The following is a 20316-nucleotide window of genomic DNA, read 5'->3' on the forward strand; positions in this document are numbered from 1 at the left end:
TGCTGGTCACGGCCCCATGTGTGGATTACCGTGAATACCCCCGGTTCCACATCCGCCTGGCGGCAGATTTCCAGTATCACATCCGCTGCAATACGGCTCATCTCTGCCAGTAACCACCGGTTGTGGAACACCAGGGACCAGAACTGGCAGGGAAGTGTGAACACAATATGCTGCCACGGGCAATCGGGGACCAGACTCAGCAGATACTGTATCCACTGTGCGCCAGCCTTCACTCCGCAGTGCGGGCAGGAGCGGCTTTTACACCGGAAGCAGACCTTTTTTGTGTGGCAACAGTCCGGTGATGAACAGCACCACTGTGTGTAACCCATCAGCGTGGTCCCGCAGGCCATGATTTTAGTCACTGACTCAATCACCACCGGACGCACTGAATCTTCCGGCTGCTTCTCCAGCCAGTTAAGCCAGCGGTTTCCCTGCTGGAAAATATCGGCAAAACGGGGAAGCATGAATTACGCAGGGGGAGGATGTGAGGTGCCGCACTGCGGACAGATAAAGGGATGTATCGTGCACACGGACAGAAAATTTTTCCAGGACATGGGGAGCATGGTGACATTACCGTCGGGCTCACCAACTATCCATACAGTTGTTTCATAATTGCCGGTGGCATCTTCTTCAAACAGGTATGGAATATCTTTCTCCATACAGTAATCGGCAGCGCTGGCGAAGTCGGGAAAAAACAGCCCGGCTTCATTATCTGTTCCTCCGGCGCAGGGGACCACCCGCCATCGCAACAGGGGGGGGCTGAGCGGGAAGATTGTCTGCTGGATTTTTGTTTGCGAGGTTTAGCTGAACGGGCTATATAACCACCTGAAAGACAATGATATTGTCTGTTTTTATAACGGTAATTACAGGCCATGACAAGCCGCAGCCGCCAGGCTGCCTACTCGAGCCATGACAACATCAGCCTTTTTGCATTTTTGTTGATGCTCAAGCACAATTTATGAGCGGCGCCAGATTCACTGCGATGCGATGCAGGATAGGGCAAACGCCGCAAAATGACGTCTCTGACGCCATTCCGCAACATTTGCCCGGTGACCTACAGTCGGTTCTTGTTGGAGAATTTTATGAAAAAAGTTCAATTCAGAATTGATGAAAATCAGCATGATGATTTGCTGGATTGCCTTAAAACTCTTTATCCGGATGAACCAGCTTTAACAGTAGCTAAAGGCATGAAACTTTTAGCAAATGCTTTATTAAAAAGTAAAGCTGTCAGTAAGGATATAAATACGTTTTTTGATAATAATGATTTTATCAAAACAACGATGTACTTAACAGGTAAACAAAGGGCTGATATTGAAAGAGCTGCTAATCGTCACGGATGGACGTTATCACGAGAATGTCGTTACCGCATACAGACGACACTTGAAAATGAACTGGATTTCTTTGACCAGGAACTGCTGATGATGAATCGTTGCCGTAATTCAATTGATAAGATCGGTCGTAATTTCCATTATATCATTGTTAATGATCAGACCAGGGTTCTTGATAAAGATGGTTTCTATCAGGATGCGGAGCGTCTTACAACAGAAATTTTTAATCTTAAGAATCAGTTTGAGAATTACATTATGTTATGTAAAGGGAGAACTGTTTCAAATAAAGTGGAGATGTGATTATGGGCGTTTACGTTGATAAAGAATATCGTGTTAAACGAAAGTCATCAGAAAATGGTCGTAAGTCAGCTTTCGCTCACAAAGTCAAAAATGGTGGAAAGAACTATAGCCGCAATGTTCAGGAACGTATCAACCGCAAGGGTGCCAGTAAGGAGGTTGTTGTCAAAATATCTGGAGGTGCTATTACTCGTCAGGGGATTCGGAACAGTATTGATTATATGAGCCGTGAGTCAGAGCTACCAGTGATGAGTGAAAGCGGTCGGGTATGGACGGGTGACGAAATTCTGGAAGCTAAAGAGCATATGATAGATCGTGCTAATGATCCTCAGCATGTGATGAATGATAAAGGTAAAGAAAATAAAAAAATCACACAGAATATTGTCTTCTCGCCTCCAGTTTCAGCGAAAGTAAAGCCTGAAGATTTGCTGGAGTCTGTCAGGAAAACGATGCAGAAAAAATATCCTAATCACCGTTTTGTTCTTGGATACCACTGTGATAAGAAAGAACATCCTCACGTTCATGTTGTTTTTCGTATCCGAGATAATGACGGTAAACGCGCTGATATCAGGAAAAAAGATTTACGGGAAATTCGTACAGGTTTTTGTGAAGAATTGAAGTTAAAAGGTTATGACGTTAAAGCGACCCATAAGCAACAGCATGGACTTAATCAGTCTGTTAAAGATGCACATAATACAGCACCAAAAAGACAGAAAGGTGTTTATGAGGTTGTTGATATTGGCTATGACCATTATCAGAACGATAAAACAAAGTCTAAGCAACATTTTATAAAGCTAAAGACTCTTAACAAGGGGGTTGAGAAAACATACTGGGGGGCTGATTTTGGGGACTTATGTTCGCGGGAAAGCGTTAAAGCAGGTGATCTTGTCAGACTGAAGAAACTTGGTCAGAAAGAAGTAAAAATCCCGGCGCTCGATAAAAATGGTGTTCAGCATGGCTGGAAAACGGTTCACAGAAATGAGTGGCAGTTAGAAAATCTGGGGGTTAAGGGCGTAGACAGAACACCTTCAGCCAGCAAAGAGCTGGTACTGAACAGCCCTGATATGCTGCTGAAGCAACAACAGCGAATGGCGCAGTTTACGCAGCAGAAAGCATCCACGTTACAGTCAGAACAGAAGCTGAAAACAGGGATTAAATTTTGGGGCTTATAAGATTTAATGTATTGATTATGCGAGAAAAATATTTATTTTAGTTCGCTTGCTCATCTTTTCACCTTAAAAACAGATCGAAATTCTGCGTTTTAGCTATCATTCGATCTATCGATCTAAAAAACAGATCTGCAAAAGATGAATATTCTGTGTTTTGTTGTTTATGTAGAATAAATAAAAGTAAAATTGATTTATCAAGATCGAAAGATCTGTTTTATGTGTTGAACTTAGCATAAGCTACTTGTAGTATAAACTTCGCGCAATAGTAAAAAGTCTCTCTTCATAGGGGCGTGATTTCTCACAAGCAACCACGGTTGGCTTGTGTTTTGTCACATCTGTATATCGGGGATTGAGTATGAAAGGACAGAAACAGTTTTACCTGCTTCAGTGTTCTCCGCATTTTCATCAGTCGGTTCTGTTGCAGTTATCCCGGAGCGGTATCGCTTACTACAATCCAGTTATACGCACTTTCTATAAGAGGCGTGACTGTAGTGCATACAGGGGACAAATCATGCCAATGTTTCCCGGTTATGTATTCGTTCTTCTGGATTTTGAGGTTGTACATCCATCCTGCTTTACCCGGATGAAAAATGTTTATGGACTGGTCAGTTTTGGTGAATATCCTGCTGAAGTTCCTCTGAGTGTCATAAATGAAGTAAAAGAGCAGGAGAAGATTTTTTCGATGAATTTAAGCCTGATGAATAACTCCTGTCTGGCAAAAATACTTCTCCTTGCAGACGCTTCAAAGCGTGGACAAGTCTTTGCCGACTATGTGTGTAACAGAAAATACGACAGGTTAAAAAATGACAGCTATAAAAGGAAAGCGGAAACCGCAACGCAATGTACTCTACCTTCCTACAGAAGTTCGTGTTGAAGTTGAAAAAATTGCAATTGAAATAAGTTTCAAGAGGGGGAGGCGTATCTCTGATTCTGGTTTTGTTCAGTATCTTATTAAAAAATACAAATCTCAGGCGATGAAAGAGCTTATTCATGGGGCTGATATTCCTGACGAGTGATAGCGCCCCGGTGTTCTGAATGTGGAATATTTATGTTATCTACTTCTACTTTTCTTGCGCTTGCCATGCAATGCGCTGCCAGCGTTCATCCTGACACAACGCACGAAGTCGCCAGGGTTGAATCAGGTTTTAACCCATATGCGATTGCGGAAATAATACCAAAGGTTAAACGCAAACCTGGTGATAAAGGCGTAGTATCTTACTTTCCTGAATCAAAGGAGGCAGCACTTAAGATCGTTAAAAACATTGAATTACGGAATCATCGTTACTCTGTAGGACTTATGCAAATAACGAGTACCAATTTTGCAAAGTTTGGTACAACAGCAGAGAAAATGTTTGATCCATGCGAAAATCTTAAGGTATCAGAAAAAATACTGGTTGACTGTTATAAACGAGGTGGCGACTTAGTGCGTGGGCTGAGTTGCTATTATTCCGGCAATCCAGAAACAGGAGTAAAGCCAGAACCTGAATTTAATAATACAAGTTATGTAAAACGTATAGGATTTAGCCCTCCTGATAATAAAAAAAGTTTTATTGTTCCCTCTGTAAAGGAAATGATTAAAAAGGAGAATAAGACGACTATCACACCTGAAGAAATCATTATATATCCTCAATACGCCATGCGTGGCACTGTATCAAATGAAAAGGAAACAAAAGATGTTGAAATTAAATCTGAATAAACGTTATTTAACGCTTTCTCTATTTATGGCTGCGTTGATGCTTTGTGTTGCAGAACCTGCTTTTGCGGATGATGTGTCTACGAAGACAACTGGTTTTTTACAGAAAATAATTGATTTCTTAACTGCGCAACGTAAGCCAGCTATTACAATTATGTGTCTTGGTATTGCCTATATCGCGTTATTTGCCAGACAGCATATGGCATGGATTATCCCACTTATTATTGGGATGATTATATTTATTATTGCTCCTTACGTGCCTGACTGGTTGCCATAATTTCATTCAGGGGGCGTAAGTATGAGTACTCTTTTTAAAGGGCTGACACGCCCCGCTTTAATCAGGGGATTGGGTGTACCACTCTTTCCCTTTCTTGGAATGTGTCTGATCTGCGTTCTGCTTGGGGTCTGGATTCATGATCTGATGTATGCCTTAATCCTTCCTGGTTGGTATGCCATCAAACGTGTTACACAAATAGATGAAAGATTTTTTGATCTCCTGTACCTCAGAGCCATTGTCAAAGGACATCCTTTATCAAACAAACGATTCAGCGCAGTCCATTATGCGGGGAGCCAGTACAACGAAGTTGATATTTCAAAAGTGGATAACTTTATGAAGCTGAAAGACCAGTCTTCTGTTGAAGAGTTAATTCCGTACTCTTCACATATCACTGATAATATTATCGTTACAAAAAACCGGGATTTGCTGGCAACCTGGCAGATAGACGGTGCTTACTTTGAGTGTGTTGATTCTGAAGATTTGTCAATTCTGACAGATCAGCTTAATACGCTTATACGTAGCTTTGAAGGGAAATCTGTTACGCTTTATCCTCATCGTATCAGGTGTAAAAAGGACGTCAGACCTGTATTTAACAGTAAAATTCCTTTTGTGAACAGAGTAATGAATGATTATTACGATTCATTCCCTCAGTCTGAATTTTTCGAGAATAAATTATTTCTGACGATTTGTTTTAAACCTTTTACTACGGAAGATAAAGTAACACATTTCTTTTCACGCAGTAAAAAACAAAAAGATATCTTTAAAGAGCCTGTTAATGAAATGAATGAAATTTGCGACAGGTTGAATACCTATCTGTCCCGTTTTCATTCCCGACGTCTTGGGCTTTATGAAGATCATGGGGTTGTTTATTCAGATCAGTTATCTCTGTTCCAGTATCTGCTTTCTGGTCGATGGCAAAAGGTCAGGGTTAGCAGTAGTCCGTTTTATACATATCTGGGAGGAAAAGACCTGTTCTTTGGTAATGATGCCGGACAAATTACCGCGTCAGACCATGCCCGGTATTTTCGTTGCATAGAGATTAAGGATTATTTTCAGGAGACGGATGCCGGTATTCTGGATGCTCTGATGTATCTCCCCGTTGAGTATGTCGTGACATCGTCCTTTACTGCGATGGATAAGCAGTCAGCGATTAAGGCGCTGGATGATCAGATCGATAAGCTGGAAATGACAGATGATGCTGCCAAATCTTTGCTGGCAGACCTGAAAGTCGGACTGGATATGGTTTCCAGTGGATATATTTCTTTCGGGAAATCGCATCAGACCCTGGTTGTCTTTGCGGATTCACCGGAGCGTCTGGTGAAAGACACCAATATCGTGACTTCCACTCTGGAAGATTTGGGGCTGATTGTCACTTATTCAACACTGAGTCTTGGCGCTGCTTATTTTGCTCAGCTACCAGGAAATTATACGCTTCGCCCTCGTCTGAGTACCCTCAGTAGTCTTAATTTTGCCGAAATGGAAAGTTTTCATAATTTCTTTTCAGGAAAAGAAAAAGGAAATACCTGGGGGGAAAAACTGATTACTCTTCGGGGGTCAGGTAATGATATCTACCATCTGAATTACCATATGACGACTGAACATCAGAATTTCTTCGGTAAGAACCCGACGCTGGGGCATACCGAAATTCTCGGTACGTCTAACGTGGGTAAAACCGTATTACTGATGACAAAAGCATTTGCCGCCCAGCAGTTCGGTACGCCGGAATCATTCCCTGCAAACAGAAAACTGAAAAAACTGACCACGGTTTTTTTCGATAAAGACCGGGCAGGTGAAGTCGGTATACGGGCAATGGGGGGATCTTATTACCGGGTGAAGGAGGGAGAGCCGACAGGCTGGAATCCCGCCGCACTGCCGCCAACAAAACGTAATATCGCTTTTATGAAGGACCTGGTGAGGCTGCTTTGTACTCTCAACAGTGAGCCGCTCGATGATTACCAGAACAGCCTGATTTCAGATGCGGTTGAACGTCTTATGCAACGGTCAGATCGCTCTTATCCTATCAGTAAACTACGGCCTCTTATCCAGGAGCCGGATGATACTGAAACCAAACGTCATGGACTTAAAGCCCGTCTTAAGCCGTGGACGCAGGGGGAAGAGTTTGGCTGGGTGTTCGACAATCGGGAAGACACGTTTGATGTCGATAACCTGGATGTTTTCGGTATTGATGGAACGGAGTTCCTGGATAATAAGGTGCTGGCCAGTGCTGCTTCATTCTATCTCATCTATCGGGTCACCATGCTGGCCGATGGTCGCAGGCTTCTTATCTACATGGATGAGTTCTGGCAATGGATCAATAACGAAGCGTTCAGGGACTTTGTTTACAACAAACTGAAAACCGGACGCAAACTCGATATGGTGCTTGTCGTAGCCACACAGTCACCGGATGAACTGATTAAATCACCCATTGCGGCAGCGGTTCGTGAGCAATGCGCCACTCATATCTATCTGGCAAACCCGAAAGCCAAACGTAGTGAATATGTTGATGGTTTGCAGGTCAGGGAGCTTTATTTTGACAAAATTAAAGCTATTGATCCGCTGTCCCGCCAGTTCCTGGTTGTTAAGAACCCACAGAGGAAAGGTGAAAGTGATGATTTTGCTGCTTTTGCCAGACTGGAGCTGGGAAAAGCAGCGTATTACTTACCGGTTCTCAGTGCATCAAAACCCCAGTTAGAACTGTTCGATGAAATCTGGAAAGAAGGAATGAAGCCGGAAGAGTGGCTTGATACCTATCTGGAACAGGCGAACCTGATTTGAGGAATCACCAATGAAAAAGCAAATTATGGCGGCATTCGTCGCTTCACTGATTGTTATTTCCGGCGCTCAGGCAGGGATACCTGTTGCCATCGACGCCAACCCTGAATGGGCGATTGAAGCCGGACGATGGACAGAACGCCTTAAGCAATGGGCGGAAACGGTAAAACATTACGAAAATCAGATAAATGCGTACAAACAGGAGCTGCTGTCAAAAACGGGTATCCGTGATGTGCAGGGACTGGTGCAGTCCGCACAGTCAGTGAGTCAGGAACTGATGCAGATTTATGATCAGGGGAATGCTTTTATTGACGATTACATTAAAAATCCTGAAGGGGCGTTATCGGAACAGGCCAAATCGTTATTGTCGGATTACAAAGTAACGGATACCTGCCAGAACCTGGGATATTCCGGCGACCTGGTACGGGGATGTGAAGCGACGTTCCTTTCTCAACTGGCAAGCGTGGAATACGGTAACAAGCTGGAGAGCAAGCTTCGTCAGGACAACCAGACGATGAAAGACCTTATTGATCAAGTCAAAAATGCGAAGGATACGAAGGCCACGCAGGATGCAACAAACGCTGTTGCACTTGAACAACTGAAGTTCGAGAAGCTCAAATTTCAGTATCAAATGTATCGCGATAAGCAGCGAGATCTTGCAGAATATAAAGAGAAGATGGCTCAGGCAGCTTTCAGAAAACAGCAACGTGAAGCCGTGCCACCTTCTTACAGAAAAGCTTATATGGCAATGAAATCATATGAGGATGATTAAATGAAAAGTATCGCTACTGCTGCCCTTGTCATTATATCTGTTTTTAGCCTTTCTGGATGTTTTGAAGAAACAAAATCGGTTGATTGGTGGAAGGAGCACCATGATGAATCTTTAAAAAAAGAAATCGAATGTAAGAAAACAGGAAGTGATAGCCAGAATTGCCGAAATGTGAAAGAGGCCAACTTTCGTTATCAACAGTTACACGCAACTCCCCCATCTTTTAAAGATGCATTTAAAAAGATGGAGAAAGAACAAAGTGAATTTTTTAAAGAAGATAATAAAAAATGAGGTAAAATATGGGGCTGGTTACTGGAATTCCTGCTGGGTCAGATTTTTCCGGTAATGTAACGTCTCCTGCTCCGGCAGGAGGCGTACCTGGATTTGAATCTGATTTTTTCCAAACAACTCATCAGGTTATCTTTGATATACTAAATAAAACTGTTGCTGGGAAATTAAATGAATATTCATCTATTGCTTATGAATTGGGTAAATATGGTGTTTCTATATATGTGCTGTGGTATGCGTTTACTGTTTTAGTTCGCAAACAACAATCGCCTGTTCCTGATTTTATCTGGAATGTATGTAAGTTTTATGTGATATTGCTCTTCGTAAAAAACTCTGGAGGTATGCTGATATCTGCAACAAATGCAATCGATGGACTAAGAGAAAGTCTTGCAGGAGGTGATCCTTGGTTGTGGATAGATCAACTTTGGACAAAAGTAATTCAAGTTGCAAAGGTTATTTGGGATAAAGATACATCTACTGTTCCAATTGCCGGTGGTTTATCCTCTTTATTTGTATATTTCGGTGGAATAGTTGCATTATTATTATGCTCAATAGTGTTTTTTTCTGCTGAAATTACGCTCCTGTTGTTATCTGTTACAGCCCCTATATTTGTTTTATGTATCGCTTTTGGCTTCCTCAGACAAATGTTTAATAGCTGGTTGCAGCTTAACTTCAGTTCGTTATTAATATTTCTCTTTGGAGCACTAGCGTTACGGGCTGGTACATGGCAACTAAATGTAATTCTGAGTGTAACTATTGCGTCAGATAAACAGGACTTACTTCAGGCTGGGGCTACAGCCTTGGCTTCGGGCTTGTTTATGGGCTTTGTTATCTGGCAGGCGAAAAGTTATGCTTCACAGATTGCAGGTGTGGGTGTTGAAGGTGCCATGCAGGGCGCAGCCGCTATGGGGATTGGTGCTGGCGTTTTCGGTGCATCCCGTATGGCGCGTGGCGCACTTGGTATGGGCAGAAATGCCGGTATTGGTGCATGGAAAGGTCTGCGTGGTCAGGAAGGCGGGTTTGGTCAGTCTCCGGGAATAACGGGTAAGACAGCTAACCTGGCCGGACAGGGCGTTAATCTTGGTGCCAAAAAGCTTCGTCAGGCAGCTATTGAGAGAGCAAAGAAAATGTATGGTGGGTAATTTAATATGAGCGCCTTTTTAATGTTCTTTTCATAATTGTCATTGTCGGGTTTGGCACGCTCTATTATCTTTTCTGTTCACACTGAGTCTTCCGTAAATATTAATATGTTATACAGGTGTTCATATTATGAAACTACTTATTGTGGCCTTCGTGACGCTTTGTCTCGCTGGTTGTCAGGCGTCACATAAACTACCGCCCGTTTCCGGGAAAAGCGAACCTGTTAATTCTGCTGAGGTAATGCAAAATGGAATTTAAACTTCCCGGATTTAAAAATAAAAAAGACGTTACTGACTCATCAGTTTCGTTTGAAGAAAAAAACATTGCACTACAGGAGAGAATGAATCGGATCTATAAAATTGGTGGTATCGGAGGCATGTTAATTGGTGGGCTGTCTTTACTTGCATTAAATGCAGCATTACCACTGAAAACAACAGTTGTTGATGCCTACCTTATCGATAAGGTTACAGGTGTGGCTGAACGTCTGACTTCCGTTAAAAAAGAAAATCTTTCTGAAAACGAAGCCATTGCCAGATATTTTATCACCCAGTATATAAAACATCGTGAAGGTTATAATTTTTTTAGTCTCCAGCATGATTATGATTATGTAATGGCTTACAGCGCGGAGAATGTCGCGACAGATTATAACGCATTATTTAACAGTGAACAGGCACCAAAACTTGTTTATAACAAAGCAGAAAAAACGGCAATGGTTCAGGATAATCCATCTGTCATAATTTCACCTTCGTCACGGGCAGATGATAAAGATATCGGTGCGTATATTCGTTTTCGTCTGACCATCAGGGATGTTGCTACCGGACAAACCCGCCAGGAGTTCTGGAATGTTCGCCTGACTTATCGTATCGAACCGCAGGTTGAAATGGTGTCGGGGGAACGTAATAACAATCCTCTTAAGTTCGTTGTAACAAGCTACGTTCGCGATAAAGAAGCCAGAGGTTAATAATATGAAAATGAATAAAGGAGCGTTAATTATGGCGCTTCTGATGGCGGCGCACGTCTGTCATGCTGCTGTTCTTCCTTCAGGCAGTCGCTTTGACCCACGCAATCAGATAGTCAGTTATAACCCCAATAATACCACCATAATTAACAGTGCCGTTGGATACACCACCACACTGGTATTTGATGAAGATGAAACAGTTATCAGTGCCAGAACTGGTTTTCCGCAGGGATGGGCGGTTAATAAAGAAGATAACCTGGTATACTTGGAAGTTCGTCCTGTTAAACAGACTGTTCAGAAAAATAATATGGATGAAAACGGTAATACCTCTTCTGAATCCGTCAGTGTTGCTCTTGACCCGGAAAATGAGCTTGAACGCTGGCGAACGAATTTGTTTGTTCGTACCACGAAACGTAATTACAGCATGGAGCTGAACGCCCGGACGTTCCGGCAGCCGGAGAAAATTGCGTTTGTGGTGAATTACCAGTATCCGCAGGAACGCCGGAAGGAACAGGCCGAAATTGAGAAGAAACGCACAGAGGCTCTTGCCAGACGCCAGGAGGAGCAGGCAATCAACCGTTCCCTGGAAAATGCGAAATCGCCCCGTAACTGGCAGTACTGGAAGCGGGTTGCTGAAGGCAGCCAGGATATCAGCCCTGATTATGCATATGACGATGGCCGTTATACCTGGTTCGGCTTCAGTCCGTTAAAGAAAATTCCCAGCGTCTTTGTGATGAACGGTATGCAGGAGACTCTTACCAATCCTGTGATTAAACAGAGCGGGAGTTTTACGGCTGTTGGCGTACCGGTTGATAAGCGTTTTGTTTTACGTCTTGGTGAGCAGGTGGTGGGGATTGAGAACCAGGGCTTCGGAAAAGTACGTTTACCAGCCGGAGATACGGTATCCCCGGATGTTAAGAAAGAGGTGATCCAGTGACTGAACAGGAAAATAAAATCCCGACTGCAACCGAAATTGAACAGCAGCTACGGGAACGCAGACAGAAAGAACTGGAACAGGCCGGGAAGACTCCGGAAGAAGAGCCTGGCAAGCCAGCATTGCAGCTTGGTATTGAAAAACTTAAAAAGTCACGTAAAGGGATGATTATCCTCGTCGTGGGTTTTCTTCTGCTTGCTGCCGGTGTTTCTGTTTATTATATCCCGTCCATTATCCGTTCTGTGTCGTCAGGGGATGAGAAACCCGCAAGTCAGCCGCTTGCAACCGGAACGGCTAAACGTCAGACCGGACTGAGCGAAGATATCGATCCTTTTAATACCGCACAGAAAAAAACAGAGAAACCAGAGGAAGAAAAAGTCATTTCTTCTGAAAAGACTGAACCGCCGGAAAATAAACAGCAGAGTTTCAGCCGTGCACTTGACGTTTCTCTTGATGGCAGCCAGGCAGGAAACAGCAGTAGTTCAGCGGGAACGTCAGTTTCACATACTGCGGCCAGTGAGCCAGAAAGCGATAAAAAGGATGAAGCAAAAGCAACCGCACAGACTACAGAATCTGCGCCACTGGCGAAAATAACGAAACTTCCATATGACCCAAATTTGTTTATCCCGGAAGGGACATCAATTCCCTGTTCACTGGACAGGCGTTTTGTTTCTGACCTAGCGGGGAAACTGGAATGTACGGTCAACAGCGATATATACAGCGCCAGCGGTAATGTAAAACTTATCGAAAGAGGAACCGCCGCAAAACTGATGTATAAGGCCGGGTCTTTAAATCATGGACAAGGGCGTGTGTTTGTTATGGCTTACAAGCTACGTACTCGCAGTAAGCCTTTTATTGATATTCCCCTGGTTGACTCACAGGCGGCTGGCGCGTTAGGCGAAGCCGGTGCTTCTGGCTGGATTGACACTCATTTCAGTGAACGTTTTCTTGGTGCAATGATGGTCGGGATGATACCGGATTTAAGTCAGGCCGCCAGTGGTATTGCACAGAACAACAGGGACAGCCAGACCGACTATACGGCAAACAGTCGCCAGGCTTTTGCTGATATAGCACGCGAAGCATTTTCTAATAGTGTGAATATTCCGCCAACGCTTTATAAAAATCAGGGCGAAATTATTACTCTGATTGTCGGTCAGGATCTGGATTTTTCAGGCATTTATAAACTGAAAATGAAAGGGGGTTAATGTGAATAACGAAAACAGACATCTGATTTATGATGTGGTCAACGATTATTTTTATCACTGGCTGAATGAGATTGAGGGTGTCACGGAAATTGCTGTTAACCGACCAGGAGAAATATTTATAAAGGTCAGGGGAAAATGGCAATGGTATGAACAAAAGATGAGTTACAGTGATTGTCTTTCTTTTGCATCCACACTGGCCGATTTTCATGACGGCGGTTCTGTGACTCCTGAATATCCCCTGCGTTCTGCCACGCTTCCGGGTGGAGAACGTGTTCAGGTTGTGATCCCACCGGCAACTGAAAAAGATACTGTTTCTATAACAATCCGTAAGCCGTCAGGTATTTTTATCAGTCATGACAAATTTATAAAACAGGGATTTTATTCACGCGTCAGTGGTTTAAGTGGTGACTCGGTTATGGAAGATAATATTTCTGCTTTAATCACTTCCGGATATTTTGATCGGGTTATACCTGAATCACTGCGTCAGGGGAAAACGATAGTTTTCTGTGGTGGGACGGGTTCAGGTAAAACTACCTTTGCAAATGCCTGTCTGGAATATATACCGCATCATCTGCGGTGTATTTCTATTGAAGATACTGATGAGGCAAAATTCAGATTCCATAAAAACCATGTAAAACTTTACTATCCGGCAGAGGGTGAGAGTAAGGTTATTACCTCAGCGAGTCTTCTGCGTTCCTGTTTTCGTATGAATCCGGACAGGATTCTGATGACAGAAATCAGGGGGGCTGAGGCATGGGATTTTCTGAAAGCATCGAGTTCAGGCCATGCAGGAAACATTACCACCGTTCACGAAAGTAGTCCTGAATATGCTGTGCTTGGGATTGTCCAGCGATGTTATATGAATCCTGAATGTCAGAATCTACCATTCAATGTCATTTTAAGACGTGTACTGAGTAATATTGATATTATCATGAGTATTAAATACCTTGATGATGAAGATTTTCGTTTCGCTTCCGGTATTTACTACAAACAACTTCATTTTGATGACTATTTCAGAAAACTGAAGGAGTGATTATGTCTTTAAAACTCCCAGATAAAGGCCAGTGGGCTTTTATCGGTCTGGTTATGTGTCTCGTGACATATTATACTGGTTCTGTTGCTGTTTACTTCCTGAACGGAAAAACGCCGCTTTATATATGGAAAAATTTTGATTCCATGCTCCTGTGGCGAATAATAACAGAGAGTAATATACGGACAGATATCAGGTTAACCGCTATCCCCTCTCTTTTATCAGGTATGGTTTCGTCTCTCATCGTGCCTGTTTTTATTATCTGGCAACTGAATAAAACGGCTGTTGCTCTTTATGGTGACGCGAAGTTTGCCAGTGATAATGATTTAAGGAAATCGAAACTTCTGAAATGGGAGAAAGAAAACGATACTGATATTCTCGTCGGAGCATATAAAGGTAAATACCTGTGGTATACCGCACCAGATTTTGTATCACTTGGCGCAGGAACCCGCGCAGGTAAAGGTGCCGCCATTGGTATCCCTAATCTTCTGGTCAGAAAACACTCTCTGATTGCGTTAGATCCAAAACAGGAATTGTGGAAAATCACCAGTAAGGTGCGTGAAATACTGCTGGGTAATAAAGTTTATCTGCTCGACCCTTTCAACAGTAAAACACACCAGTTTAATCCCCTTTTCTATATTGATTTAAAAGCGGAGAGTGGGGCTAAGGATCTGCTTAAACTGATTGAAATTCTGTTTCCGTCTTATGGCATGACAGGGGCAGAAGCGCACTTTAATAATCTTGCGGGTCAATACTGGACAGGACTGGCTAAGTTGCTTCATTTCTTTATTAACTATGAGCCGTCCTGGCTTAATGAGTTCGGGCTTAAACCCGTTTTCTCAATCGGTTCTGTCGTCGACTTGTACAGCAATATTGACCGGGAACTGATACTCAGTAAGCGGGAAGAACTGGAGGGAACAAACGGGCTTGATGAAAACGCGTTGTATCATTTGCGCGATGCCCTGACCAAAATCAGGGAATATCACGAAACGGAAGATGAACAGCGTTCAAGCATTGATGGTTCTTTCCGTAAGAAAATGAGCCTGTTTTATCTCCCAACCGTTCGTAAATGTACTGATGGTAATGATTTCGATCTCCGTCAGTTGCGACGGGAAGATATCACTGTTTATGTCGGTGTTAATGCGGAAGATATATCACTGGCTTACGATTTTCTGAACCTGTTTTTCAACTTCGTTGTTGAAGTGACATTGCGTGAAAATCCTGATTTTGATCCCACCCTGAAACATGACTGCCTGATGTTTCTTGATGAGTTCCCTTCGATTGGTTATATGCCAATTATTAAAAAGGGATCAGGGTATATTGCAGGTTTCAAACTTAAACTGCTGACAATTTATCAGAATATCAGTCAGCTAAATGAAATCTATGGTATTGAGGGAGCCAAAACACTGATGAGTGCTCATCCCTGCCGTATTATCTATGCTGTCAGCGAAGAGGATGATGCCGCGAAGATATCAGAAAAACTTGGGTATATTACCACTACATCAAAGAGCACAAGCAAGAACCGGGGACGATCAACTTCACAGGGCGAATCAGAAAGTGAAGCCCGAAGAGCACTGGTGCTTCCACAGGAACTGGGAACGCTGGACTTTAAAGAAGAGTTTATCATCCTGAAGGGGGAGAACCCTGTTAAAGCAGAAAAGGCACTTTATTACCTTGATCCGTATTTTATGGACAGGTTAATGAAGGTCAGTCCTAAACTGGCATCATTGACGATGAAACTAAATAAGACGAAAAAAATATTTGGTGTGAAAGGGCTTAAATATCCGTCAAAAGAAAAAATGCTCTCCGTAGGAGAGCTGGAGTCTGAGGTTTTGCTATGAAAAAAATACTTATGATCAGTATTCTTGTCCTCACAGCCTGTTCCTCTCCACCTGAACCGCCACAGGTTGAATGGGAAAAAAGGCCTGAAGTTATGAATACACAAATAATGAACTGGACACCAACATCCGGTGTTATTAAATCAGATAATATAACTTCCTCATGGAGTAAGGTGTTGCCTGATTTTAAACCAGAAAACCGTCTTTACGATGATTCTGTTTTTTATGCCGTTGCCCACTCTGAAAAAATAGTTGTAAGGACATCTTCTTTTGATAGTTACTGGTCAGCGAAAGACTGGCTAAGAAAAAATGGTGCAACAGGTGTTATTGAATATCAGCCACTAAAAAGATGGTTGAATAATGACTATGTTGAAATTTATCTGTCAAGAATAAATATTCAGAGGTTACTATGAAAAGGATATGCAAAGGTCTAATCGTAATTTTTACTGTGTCCTGTTTTATAGCGCCAACGTATGCCGCTGATCCCTGTAAATCCGTTTTTTGTCTTTATGGTAAAGCTGTCGGTAGTAGTGGAGGGAGTGAGTGCAGCAGTGCAGAAAAGGATTTTTTTAAAAATGTTGAAAAGAAAAAGGGGAAAATCCGCTGGGGTAAAACATTTGATCTCCGTAAGAATTTTTTAAATCAGTGTTCAACGGCAGACCCGGCTGCAATCTCACTGATCATGAGTAAGTTTGGTCGCGTCAGAGGCTGATTAAAACCTGATACCCGCGCCAACGGGTATCAGGGGACTGCAAGTATCACATACCGCGCCAACGGAATGTGATGATTAGTTACAATCACTGAGGTTAGAAATGAAAGTAACCAAATCTATTATAGCTGTTTTATTGTGCTTATCTGCTGGTAGTGCATATGCAGATTGTGAGTATTACCTTACAGGTAATAAGGAAACTCTTAATATTTCGGATTGTGTCGATGGGGTAAAAGGCATAGCCAATAGTGCGCTGTCAAACTCACAGAATGCACAAAATGTTGCAAATGGTGCTGCTTCTACAGCTCAAAATGCGCAGTCTGTCGCGAATACTGCTGCGTCTACTGCACAAAACGCGCAAACGGCCGCGAATAAAGCGCAGACAACAGCAAATGAGGCCAATTCAGCGGCACAGAACGCACTGAATACGGCGAATACCGCGCAAAACACAGCGAACTCTGCCAATACGGTTGCTCAAAATGCTCAATCGACAGCTAACCAGGCAATCCAGGATGCGGCAGAAAAAGCTGAAGCGGCAGAAAAGAACGCAAACAACTATACAGACAATAAAATTACTGATGCCAAAAATGAACTCAATACGAATATTGATAGTGCGAAAAATGACGCGATCAATTCGTCGAACAACTACACCGACAGCAAAATCAGTGACACGAAGACAGAACTGAATGCCAATATTGATAAGGCGAAGAATGACGCGATCAGTTCATCCAACAGTTACACTGACAATAAAATCAGTGATACGAAAACGGAGCTGAACACCAGTATCGACAAGGCAAAGAACGACGCGATCAGCTCATCAAATAGCTACACTGACAATAAAATCAGTGACACGAAGACGGAGCTGAATGCCAGTATTGACAAGGCGAAGAACGACGCGATCAGTTCATCAAATAGCTACACTGACAATAAAATCAGTGACACGAAAACAGAGCTGAATACCAATATCAACAATGCAAAAAATGAGGCAATCAGCACATCAAACAACTATACGGATAAGAAATATCAACAAGGTATCAGTTATACCAATGAAAAATATGAGCAAAGCATACAGTATGCTCAAAATGCAGCCGATAAAGCTGAACAAAATGCGAATAACTATACAGATAACCGATTCAGTCAGTTAAGCAATCAGTCAAATCAGCGGTTCGAACAATTAAACAGTAAAATTGAACGTGCGGAAAAACGCCTTAATGCCGGTATTGCAGGTGTAACAGCAATATCATCAATCCCGTATGTTGCTGAAAATAGTTTCTCATATGGTATTGGTGTTGGTAATTATCAGAATGGAAATGCGATTGCAGCAGGCATTCAATATAAAACGTCATTAAATACAAACGTGCGCCTTAACGTTTCATGGGATTCATCTCATAACACTGTTCTTGGCGCAGGTTTTGCGGGTGGCTGGTAATAAACTATCTACATACGTGAAAGGAGATAAAAATGAAACCATTAGTTTATGCAATGATTCTGTCACTGACGACCTTTTCTGCTTTTGCAAAACAGAACTCGGCTAACAGTCAGAAAACAGGTGTAAGTAATATCGAAAGACAAAGCTATGAGAATACCGATGCGGGGAAAAAACAAGCTGAATGGATGAAAGGTAAGTTAGTTAAATCTGATTGTTCTCCAGCCATGAACCGTATTGGCTGGTCAGAAGGCTGTAAGTAATCTTAATGTCATTCTTGCAGGCTCCAGATCTAATCTGGAGTTTGCAAAGTGCTACTATCAGTCTGTGTGGGAATTTTATTTGCAGGACAATAATTATGAGTAAGTTCGGTAAGATTAAGGGGTAGATGATATGAAAAAAAAAGAAAAGATTGATTTTCTTAATGCAATAAAAGCAGGGCACTCTGGCTTTATAGCTGGTAATCCTGCTCATGCATTGGATGATAAGACTATGAACGCCATCATTCATAACTACGAGGCAACGATTGCGCCCGGTAAAGCAGGTAACTGCAAAGAAACTCCTCTCACAAAGTATTGTTCGAGGACTATGCCAGAGCGTATTTCAGTTGAAGAAATCAATGAGGTTAAAATTTATCCAGAGTTATTCTGAACAGAAATATAAAGGCAAACGCCGCAGATTCCGGATTTTAATCCGGGATTTGCGGTTTTGGAACTATCGTAAAGGATTGTGATTACTATCCTAAAGTGGCAGAGATTTTTATAAACAGAAAGAATCGTAAAATTTATTCGAATCTGGATATCGAACCTGTTGCTTCAACCGTTGTTCATACGGGAAGTAGCCCTGTTATGGCTAAAGCCGGGAGAATTAAAAAACTTATGTTCAAAGATGGTTCTGGTGCATACAGGATTCATCTTGGTCAAAATGAAGTTGTTCATATTATTCGCTTCATTCTTAACTCTAAAGTCAGGATGGAGTACGCCGTTGGGACTACTAAAAGTATGTCAATGCTCCACAATCTTTGCGAGGCAGGACGCGCTAAATTAAACCGCTCATTACCACGTAAAGGTATCTGGAAACTTGGGTACTATGATGGTGTTTATTATCACGGTAAGGCAAGAAAGGAGGAAATTGAAAATGCTATGCGTTTCTCAGTTCATCCAAAATTTGACGAGCTGGAAAACGACTTTAATCAATTCTTTTCTGATATTGATTTCTATACCCGGTATGGTCAGTCAGGTATGCGTAAAGTGCTCTTTACTGGCCCCCCAGGAACAGGCAAGACAACTATCGCAAAAGCTTTGGGGGCAAAGTATCAGGATAAGTATGTTTTTGTTTATGCCGATGATTACTTTAAAGATGTTTGCTACGCCGCTGCTCAGAAGAAAATACCCGTCATTATTATAGCTGAAGAGGTTGATGAACTTTATCGGGCTGATGCCGGAACGTTAAGTTTTCTTGATGGAGCTGATACACCGCGAAATGTCGCAGGAACATATGTGATCTTTTCTACAAACTATCCAAAACGTATCGACCCACGTATTAGAAAACGTCCAGGTCGAATTGACAGGATAATCTCTGTAGGTGCTTTCAGAACCAAAGCCGCTGCCGCTTGCGCCAAAATGTACTTACCAGAAGATGTAGAAATTGACCTTAAAGAGCTTGGCGCAGTGCTGGACAGAACGACTCCGGCTGAAATCAAGGAAATTATTAATATCGCAATCGGAATGATTCGCGGAACCAAAAATGAATTATCAGTGGATGTAATAAAAAATGCTCGTGCCTTTTTGAAAGGAACCCTTGATCTGAGCGTGCAGGAAGCAGATGAAGATATAGAGGAAAGGGAAGAGCTTTATAAAAAGAACGGGGCGCAACCTGACTATTTAAGTTACCTGGAGGATTAACACATGCAATATGCATTGTTTGATGGATTTGAACGAAAGTTTTTGCTGGATGCTCTTGAATTTGGTGTTCTGAAAGACTGGAAAGAAAATCCGGTAAAAGAACTTCCTGATATTGATGAATCTGCACACCCCTTCCATGTCTGTTATGGTGGATATTTATTAAACCCTGGTGTATCAGATTCTGATATTAGCAGAAAAATAAAAGACCAGACAGGATTCTGGCTGGCAGCTATTGATGATACCCGTATGGATTGTCATTCAATAGCTTATTATGATATTCACACCCTCCCTTTAATTTCGTGTGGTCATCAGAAGATAGTTCCTTTTGCAGCGTTAATAAAAGCTGATGAATGCATCATTTCAAAAATTGCTTCGTATTCTGGTTTTGCCGTAACAGCCTTTTTGAGAATTAAAGACCAGGATATCGCAACGAATATACTTAACCGTGAGGGGATTTTTGCTTTTAATGACTGTGAACGCAGATTCAGACATCCAGTAAGTGAAGATAACTGGCAACAGGTAATATCAGAAGAACGTGCTATCCGTTGTGCAAAAAGATTAATTCAATGTAAAGGATAA

General features: G+C 42.3%; 22 protein-coding genes and 1 pseudogene. 22 read left to right on the forward strand and 1 reads right to left on the reverse strand.

Annotation, left to right across the window (positions count from 1 at the left end):
• Window positions 1–464 (reverse strand): transposase zinc-binding domain-containing protein (locus A9587_RS21415; protein ID WP_172955461.1); only part of this gene is annotated, 464 nt, incomplete at its 3' end.
• Window positions 465–1082: 618 nt separating this feature from the next.
• Here A9587_RS21415 and ddp1 point away from each other — a divergent pair.
• From ddp1 to A9587_RS21530, 22 genes and pseudogenes are all read left to right on the forward strand, one after another.
• Window positions 1083–1628: a DNA distortion polypeptide 1 gene (ddp1, locus tag A9587_RS21425; RefSeq protein ID WP_000757693.1), complete on the forward strand. Its 546-nt coding sequence runs from the start codon at window positions 1083–1085 to the stop codon at window positions 1626–1628.
• Window positions 1629–1630: 2 nt separating this feature from the next.
• Window positions 1631–2797 carry a MobP1 family relaxase gene (gene mobP1, locus A9587_RS21430; RefSeq protein WP_016247741.1) on the forward strand — a complete coding sequence of 389 codons (1167 nt, stop codon included), beginning with the start codon at window positions 1631–1633 and terminating at the stop codon, window positions 2795–2797.
• Between the two features lie 352 nt (window positions 2798–3149).
• The gene (locus A9587_RS21435; protein ID WP_001446885.1) at window positions 3150–3668 is read left to right on the forward strand and encodes a transcription termination/antitermination NusG family protein; all 519 of its coding nucleotides are present in this window, start codon (window positions 3150–3152) and stop codon (window positions 3666–3668) included.
• Window positions 3598–3810: a hypothetical protein gene (locus tag A9587_RS21440; RefSeq protein WP_000125172.1), complete on the forward strand. Its 213-nt coding sequence runs from the start codon at window positions 3598–3600 to the stop codon at window positions 3808–3810. Before A9587_RS21435 ends, A9587_RS21440 begins: the two co-directional genes overlap by 71 nt.
• A gap of 32 nt (window positions 3811–3842) precedes the next feature.
• Window positions 3843–4490, forward strand: coding sequence for a lytic transglycosylase domain-containing protein (locus A9587_RS21445; protein WP_016247740.1), 648 nt, complete (start codon window positions 3843–3845; stop codon window positions 4488–4490).
• Window positions 4468–4764 carry a TrbC/VirB2 family protein gene (locus tag A9587_RS21450; protein ID WP_016247739.1) on the forward strand — a complete coding sequence of 99 codons (297 nt, stop codon included), beginning with the start codon at window positions 4468–4470 and terminating at the stop codon, window positions 4762–4764. Before A9587_RS21445 ends, A9587_RS21450 begins: the two co-directional genes overlap by 23 nt.
• Before the next feature lie 21 nt (window positions 4765–4785).
• Window positions 4786–7539: a VirB3 family type IV secretion system protein gene (locus tag A9587_RS21455; RefSeq protein ID WP_016247738.1), complete on the forward strand. Its 2754-nt coding sequence runs from the start codon at window positions 4786–4788 to the stop codon at window positions 7537–7539.
• Between the two features lie 10 nt (window positions 7540–7549).
• Complete coding sequence (locus A9587_RS21460; RefSeq protein ID WP_000744200.1) at window positions 7550–8308, forward strand: type IV secretion system protein; 759 nt, start codon at window positions 7550–7552, stop codon at window positions 8306–8308.
• Entirely contained in the window at window positions 8309–8596 is a 288-nt protein-coding gene (locus A9587_RS21465; protein WP_015058233.1) for an EexN family lipoprotein, read from the forward strand.
• A gap of 8 nt (window positions 8597–8604) precedes the next feature.
• Window positions 8605–9735 (forward strand): type IV secretion system protein, encoded by a 1131-nt coding sequence (locus tag A9587_RS21470; RefSeq protein ID WP_015058232.1) that lies wholly within the window; start codon window positions 8605–8607, stop codon window positions 9733–9735.
• Between the two features lie 245 nt (window positions 9736–9980).
• Entirely contained in the window at window positions 9981–10694 is a 714-nt protein-coding gene (locus A9587_RS21475) for a type IV secretion system protein (protein WP_016247737.1), read from the forward strand.
• Between the two features lie 4 nt (window positions 10695–10698).
• Window positions 10699–11628, forward strand: a complete 930-nt coding sequence (locus tag A9587_RS21480) for a TrbG/VirB9 family P-type conjugative transfer protein (protein WP_000783372.1) — start codon at window positions 10699–10701, stop codon at window positions 11626–11628.
• Window positions 11625–12830, forward strand: a complete 1206-nt coding sequence (gene virB10 / locus A9587_RS21485; protein WP_016247736.1) for a VirB10/TraB/TrbI family type IV secretion system protein — start codon at window positions 11625–11627, stop codon at window positions 12828–12830. Before A9587_RS21480 ends, virB10 begins: the two co-directional genes overlap by 4 nt.
• A 1-nt stretch (window position 12831) precedes the next feature.
• Window positions 12832–13863 (forward strand): P-type DNA transfer ATPase VirB11, encoded by a 1032-nt coding sequence (virB11, locus tag A9587_RS21490; RefSeq protein WP_001058474.1) that lies wholly within the window; start codon window positions 12832–12834, stop codon window positions 13861–13863.
• A 2-nt stretch (window positions 13864–13865) separates the two neighbouring features.
• The gene (locus A9587_RS21495; protein ID WP_000053816.1) at window positions 13866–15701 is read left to right on the forward strand and encodes a type IV secretory system conjugative DNA transfer family protein; all 1836 of its coding nucleotides are present in this window, start codon (window positions 13866–13868) and stop codon (window positions 15699–15701) included.
• Window positions 15698–16111: a cag pathogenicity island Cag12 family protein gene (locus A9587_RS21500; protein ID WP_016247735.1), complete on the forward strand. Its 414-nt coding sequence runs from the start codon at window positions 15698–15700 to the stop codon at window positions 16109–16111. The genes A9587_RS21495 and A9587_RS21500 overlap by 4 nt, the downstream gene beginning before the upstream one ends.
• A complete protein-coding gene (locus A9587_RS21505; RefSeq protein WP_000820907.1) occupies window positions 16108–16410 on the forward strand; it encodes a TrbM/KikA/MpfK family conjugal transfer protein in 303 nt (100 codons plus the stop codon). Before A9587_RS21500 ends, A9587_RS21505 begins: the two co-directional genes overlap by 4 nt.
• A 100-nt stretch (window positions 16411–16510) precedes the next feature.
• Complete coding sequence (locus A9587_RS21510; RefSeq protein ID WP_062865523.1) at window positions 16511–17836, forward strand: YadA-like family protein; 1326 nt, start codon at window positions 16511–16513, stop codon at window positions 17834–17836.
• A gap of 32 nt (window positions 17837–17868) precedes the next feature.
• A complete protein-coding gene (locus tag A9587_RS21515) occupies window positions 17869–18096 on the forward strand; it encodes a hypothetical protein (protein WP_021523570.1) in 228 nt (75 codons plus the stop codon).
• Window positions 18097–18226: 130 nt separating this feature from the next.
• Complete coding sequence (locus tag A9587_RS21520; protein WP_000726017.1) at window positions 18227–18484, forward strand: hypothetical protein; 258 nt, start codon at window positions 18227–18229, stop codon at window positions 18482–18484.
• Between the two features lie 56 nt (window positions 18485–18540).
• A pseudogene (locus A9587_RS21525) lies at window positions 18541–19737 on the forward strand (AAA family ATPase); the annotation flags it as partial.
• A gap of 3 nt (window positions 19738–19740) precedes the next feature.
• Window positions 19741–20316, forward strand: coding sequence for a hypothetical protein (locus A9587_RS21530; protein WP_016247729.1), 576 nt, complete (start codon window positions 19741–19743; stop codon window positions 20314–20316).

It is taken from the genome of Escherichia sp. MOD1-EC6162, from assembly GCF_002965125.1.
Taxonomy (GTDB): domain Bacteria; phylum Pseudomonadota; class Gammaproteobacteria; order Enterobacterales; family Enterobacteriaceae; genus Escherichia; species Escherichia marmotae.

Bases quoted from the DNA above. Each gene is read 5' to 3' on its own strand.
- ddp1 (WP_000757693.1), top strand. From the start codon at position 1,083: ATGAAAAAAGTTCAATTCAGAATTGATGAAAATCAGCATGATGATTTG.
- mobP1 (WP_016247741.1), top strand. From the start codon at position 1,631: ATGGGCGTTTACGTTGATAAAGAATATCGTGTTAAACGAAAGTCATCA.
- A9587_RS21435 (WP_001446885.1), top strand. From the start codon at position 3,150: ATGAAAGGACAGAAACAGTTTTACCTGCTTCAGTGTTCTCCGCATTTT.
- A9587_RS21440 (WP_000125172.1), top strand. From the start codon at position 3,598: ATGACAGCTATAAAAGGAAAGCGGAAACCGCAACGCAATGTACTCTAC.
- A9587_RS21445 (WP_016247740.1), top strand. From the start codon at position 3,843: ATGTTATCTACTTCTACTTTTCTTGCGCTTGCCATGCAATGCGCTGCC.
- A9587_RS21450 (WP_016247739.1), top strand. From the start codon at position 4,468: ATGTTGAAATTAAATCTGAATAAACGTTATTTAACGCTTTCTCTATTT.
- A9587_RS21455 (WP_016247738.1), top strand. From the start codon at position 4,786: ATGAGTACTCTTTTTAAAGGGCTGACACGCCCCGCTTTAATCAGGGGA.
- A9587_RS21460 (WP_000744200.1), top strand. From the start codon at position 7,550: ATGAAAAAGCAAATTATGGCGGCATTCGTCGCTTCACTGATTGTTATT.
- A9587_RS21465 (WP_015058233.1), top strand. From the start codon at position 8,309: ATGAAAAGTATCGCTACTGCTGCCCTTGTCATTATATCTGTTTTTAGC.
- A9587_RS21470 (WP_015058232.1), top strand. From the start codon at position 8,605: ATGGGGCTGGTTACTGGAATTCCTGCTGGGTCAGATTTTTCCGGTAAT.
- A9587_RS21475 (WP_016247737.1), top strand. From the start codon at position 9,981: ATGGAATTTAAACTTCCCGGATTTAAAAATAAAAAAGACGTTACTGAC.
- A9587_RS21480 (WP_000783372.1), top strand. From the start codon at position 10,699: ATGAAAATGAATAAAGGAGCGTTAATTATGGCGCTTCTGATGGCGGCG.
- A9587_RS21495 (WP_000053816.1), top strand. From the start codon at position 13,866: ATGTCTTTAAAACTCCCAGATAAAGGCCAGTGGGCTTTTATCGGTCTG.
- A9587_RS21500 (WP_016247735.1), top strand. From the start codon at position 15,698: ATGAAAAAAATACTTATGATCAGTATTCTTGTCCTCACAGCCTGTTCC.
- A9587_RS21505 (WP_000820907.1), top strand. From the start codon at position 16,108: ATGAAAAGGATATGCAAAGGTCTAATCGTAATTTTTACTGTGTCCTGT.
- A9587_RS21510 (WP_062865523.1), top strand. From the start codon at position 16,511: ATGAAAGTAACCAAATCTATTATAGCTGTTTTATTGTGCTTATCTGCT.
- A9587_RS21515 (WP_021523570.1), top strand. From the start codon at position 17,869: ATGAAACCATTAGTTTATGCAATGATTCTGTCACTGACGACCTTTTCT.
- A9587_RS21520 (WP_000726017.1), top strand. From the start codon at position 18,227: ATGAAAAAAAAAGAAAAGATTGATTTTCTTAATGCAATAAAAGCAGGG.
- A9587_RS21530 (WP_016247729.1), top strand. From the start codon at position 19,741: ATGCAATATGCATTGTTTGATGGATTTGAACGAAAGTTTTTGCTGGAT.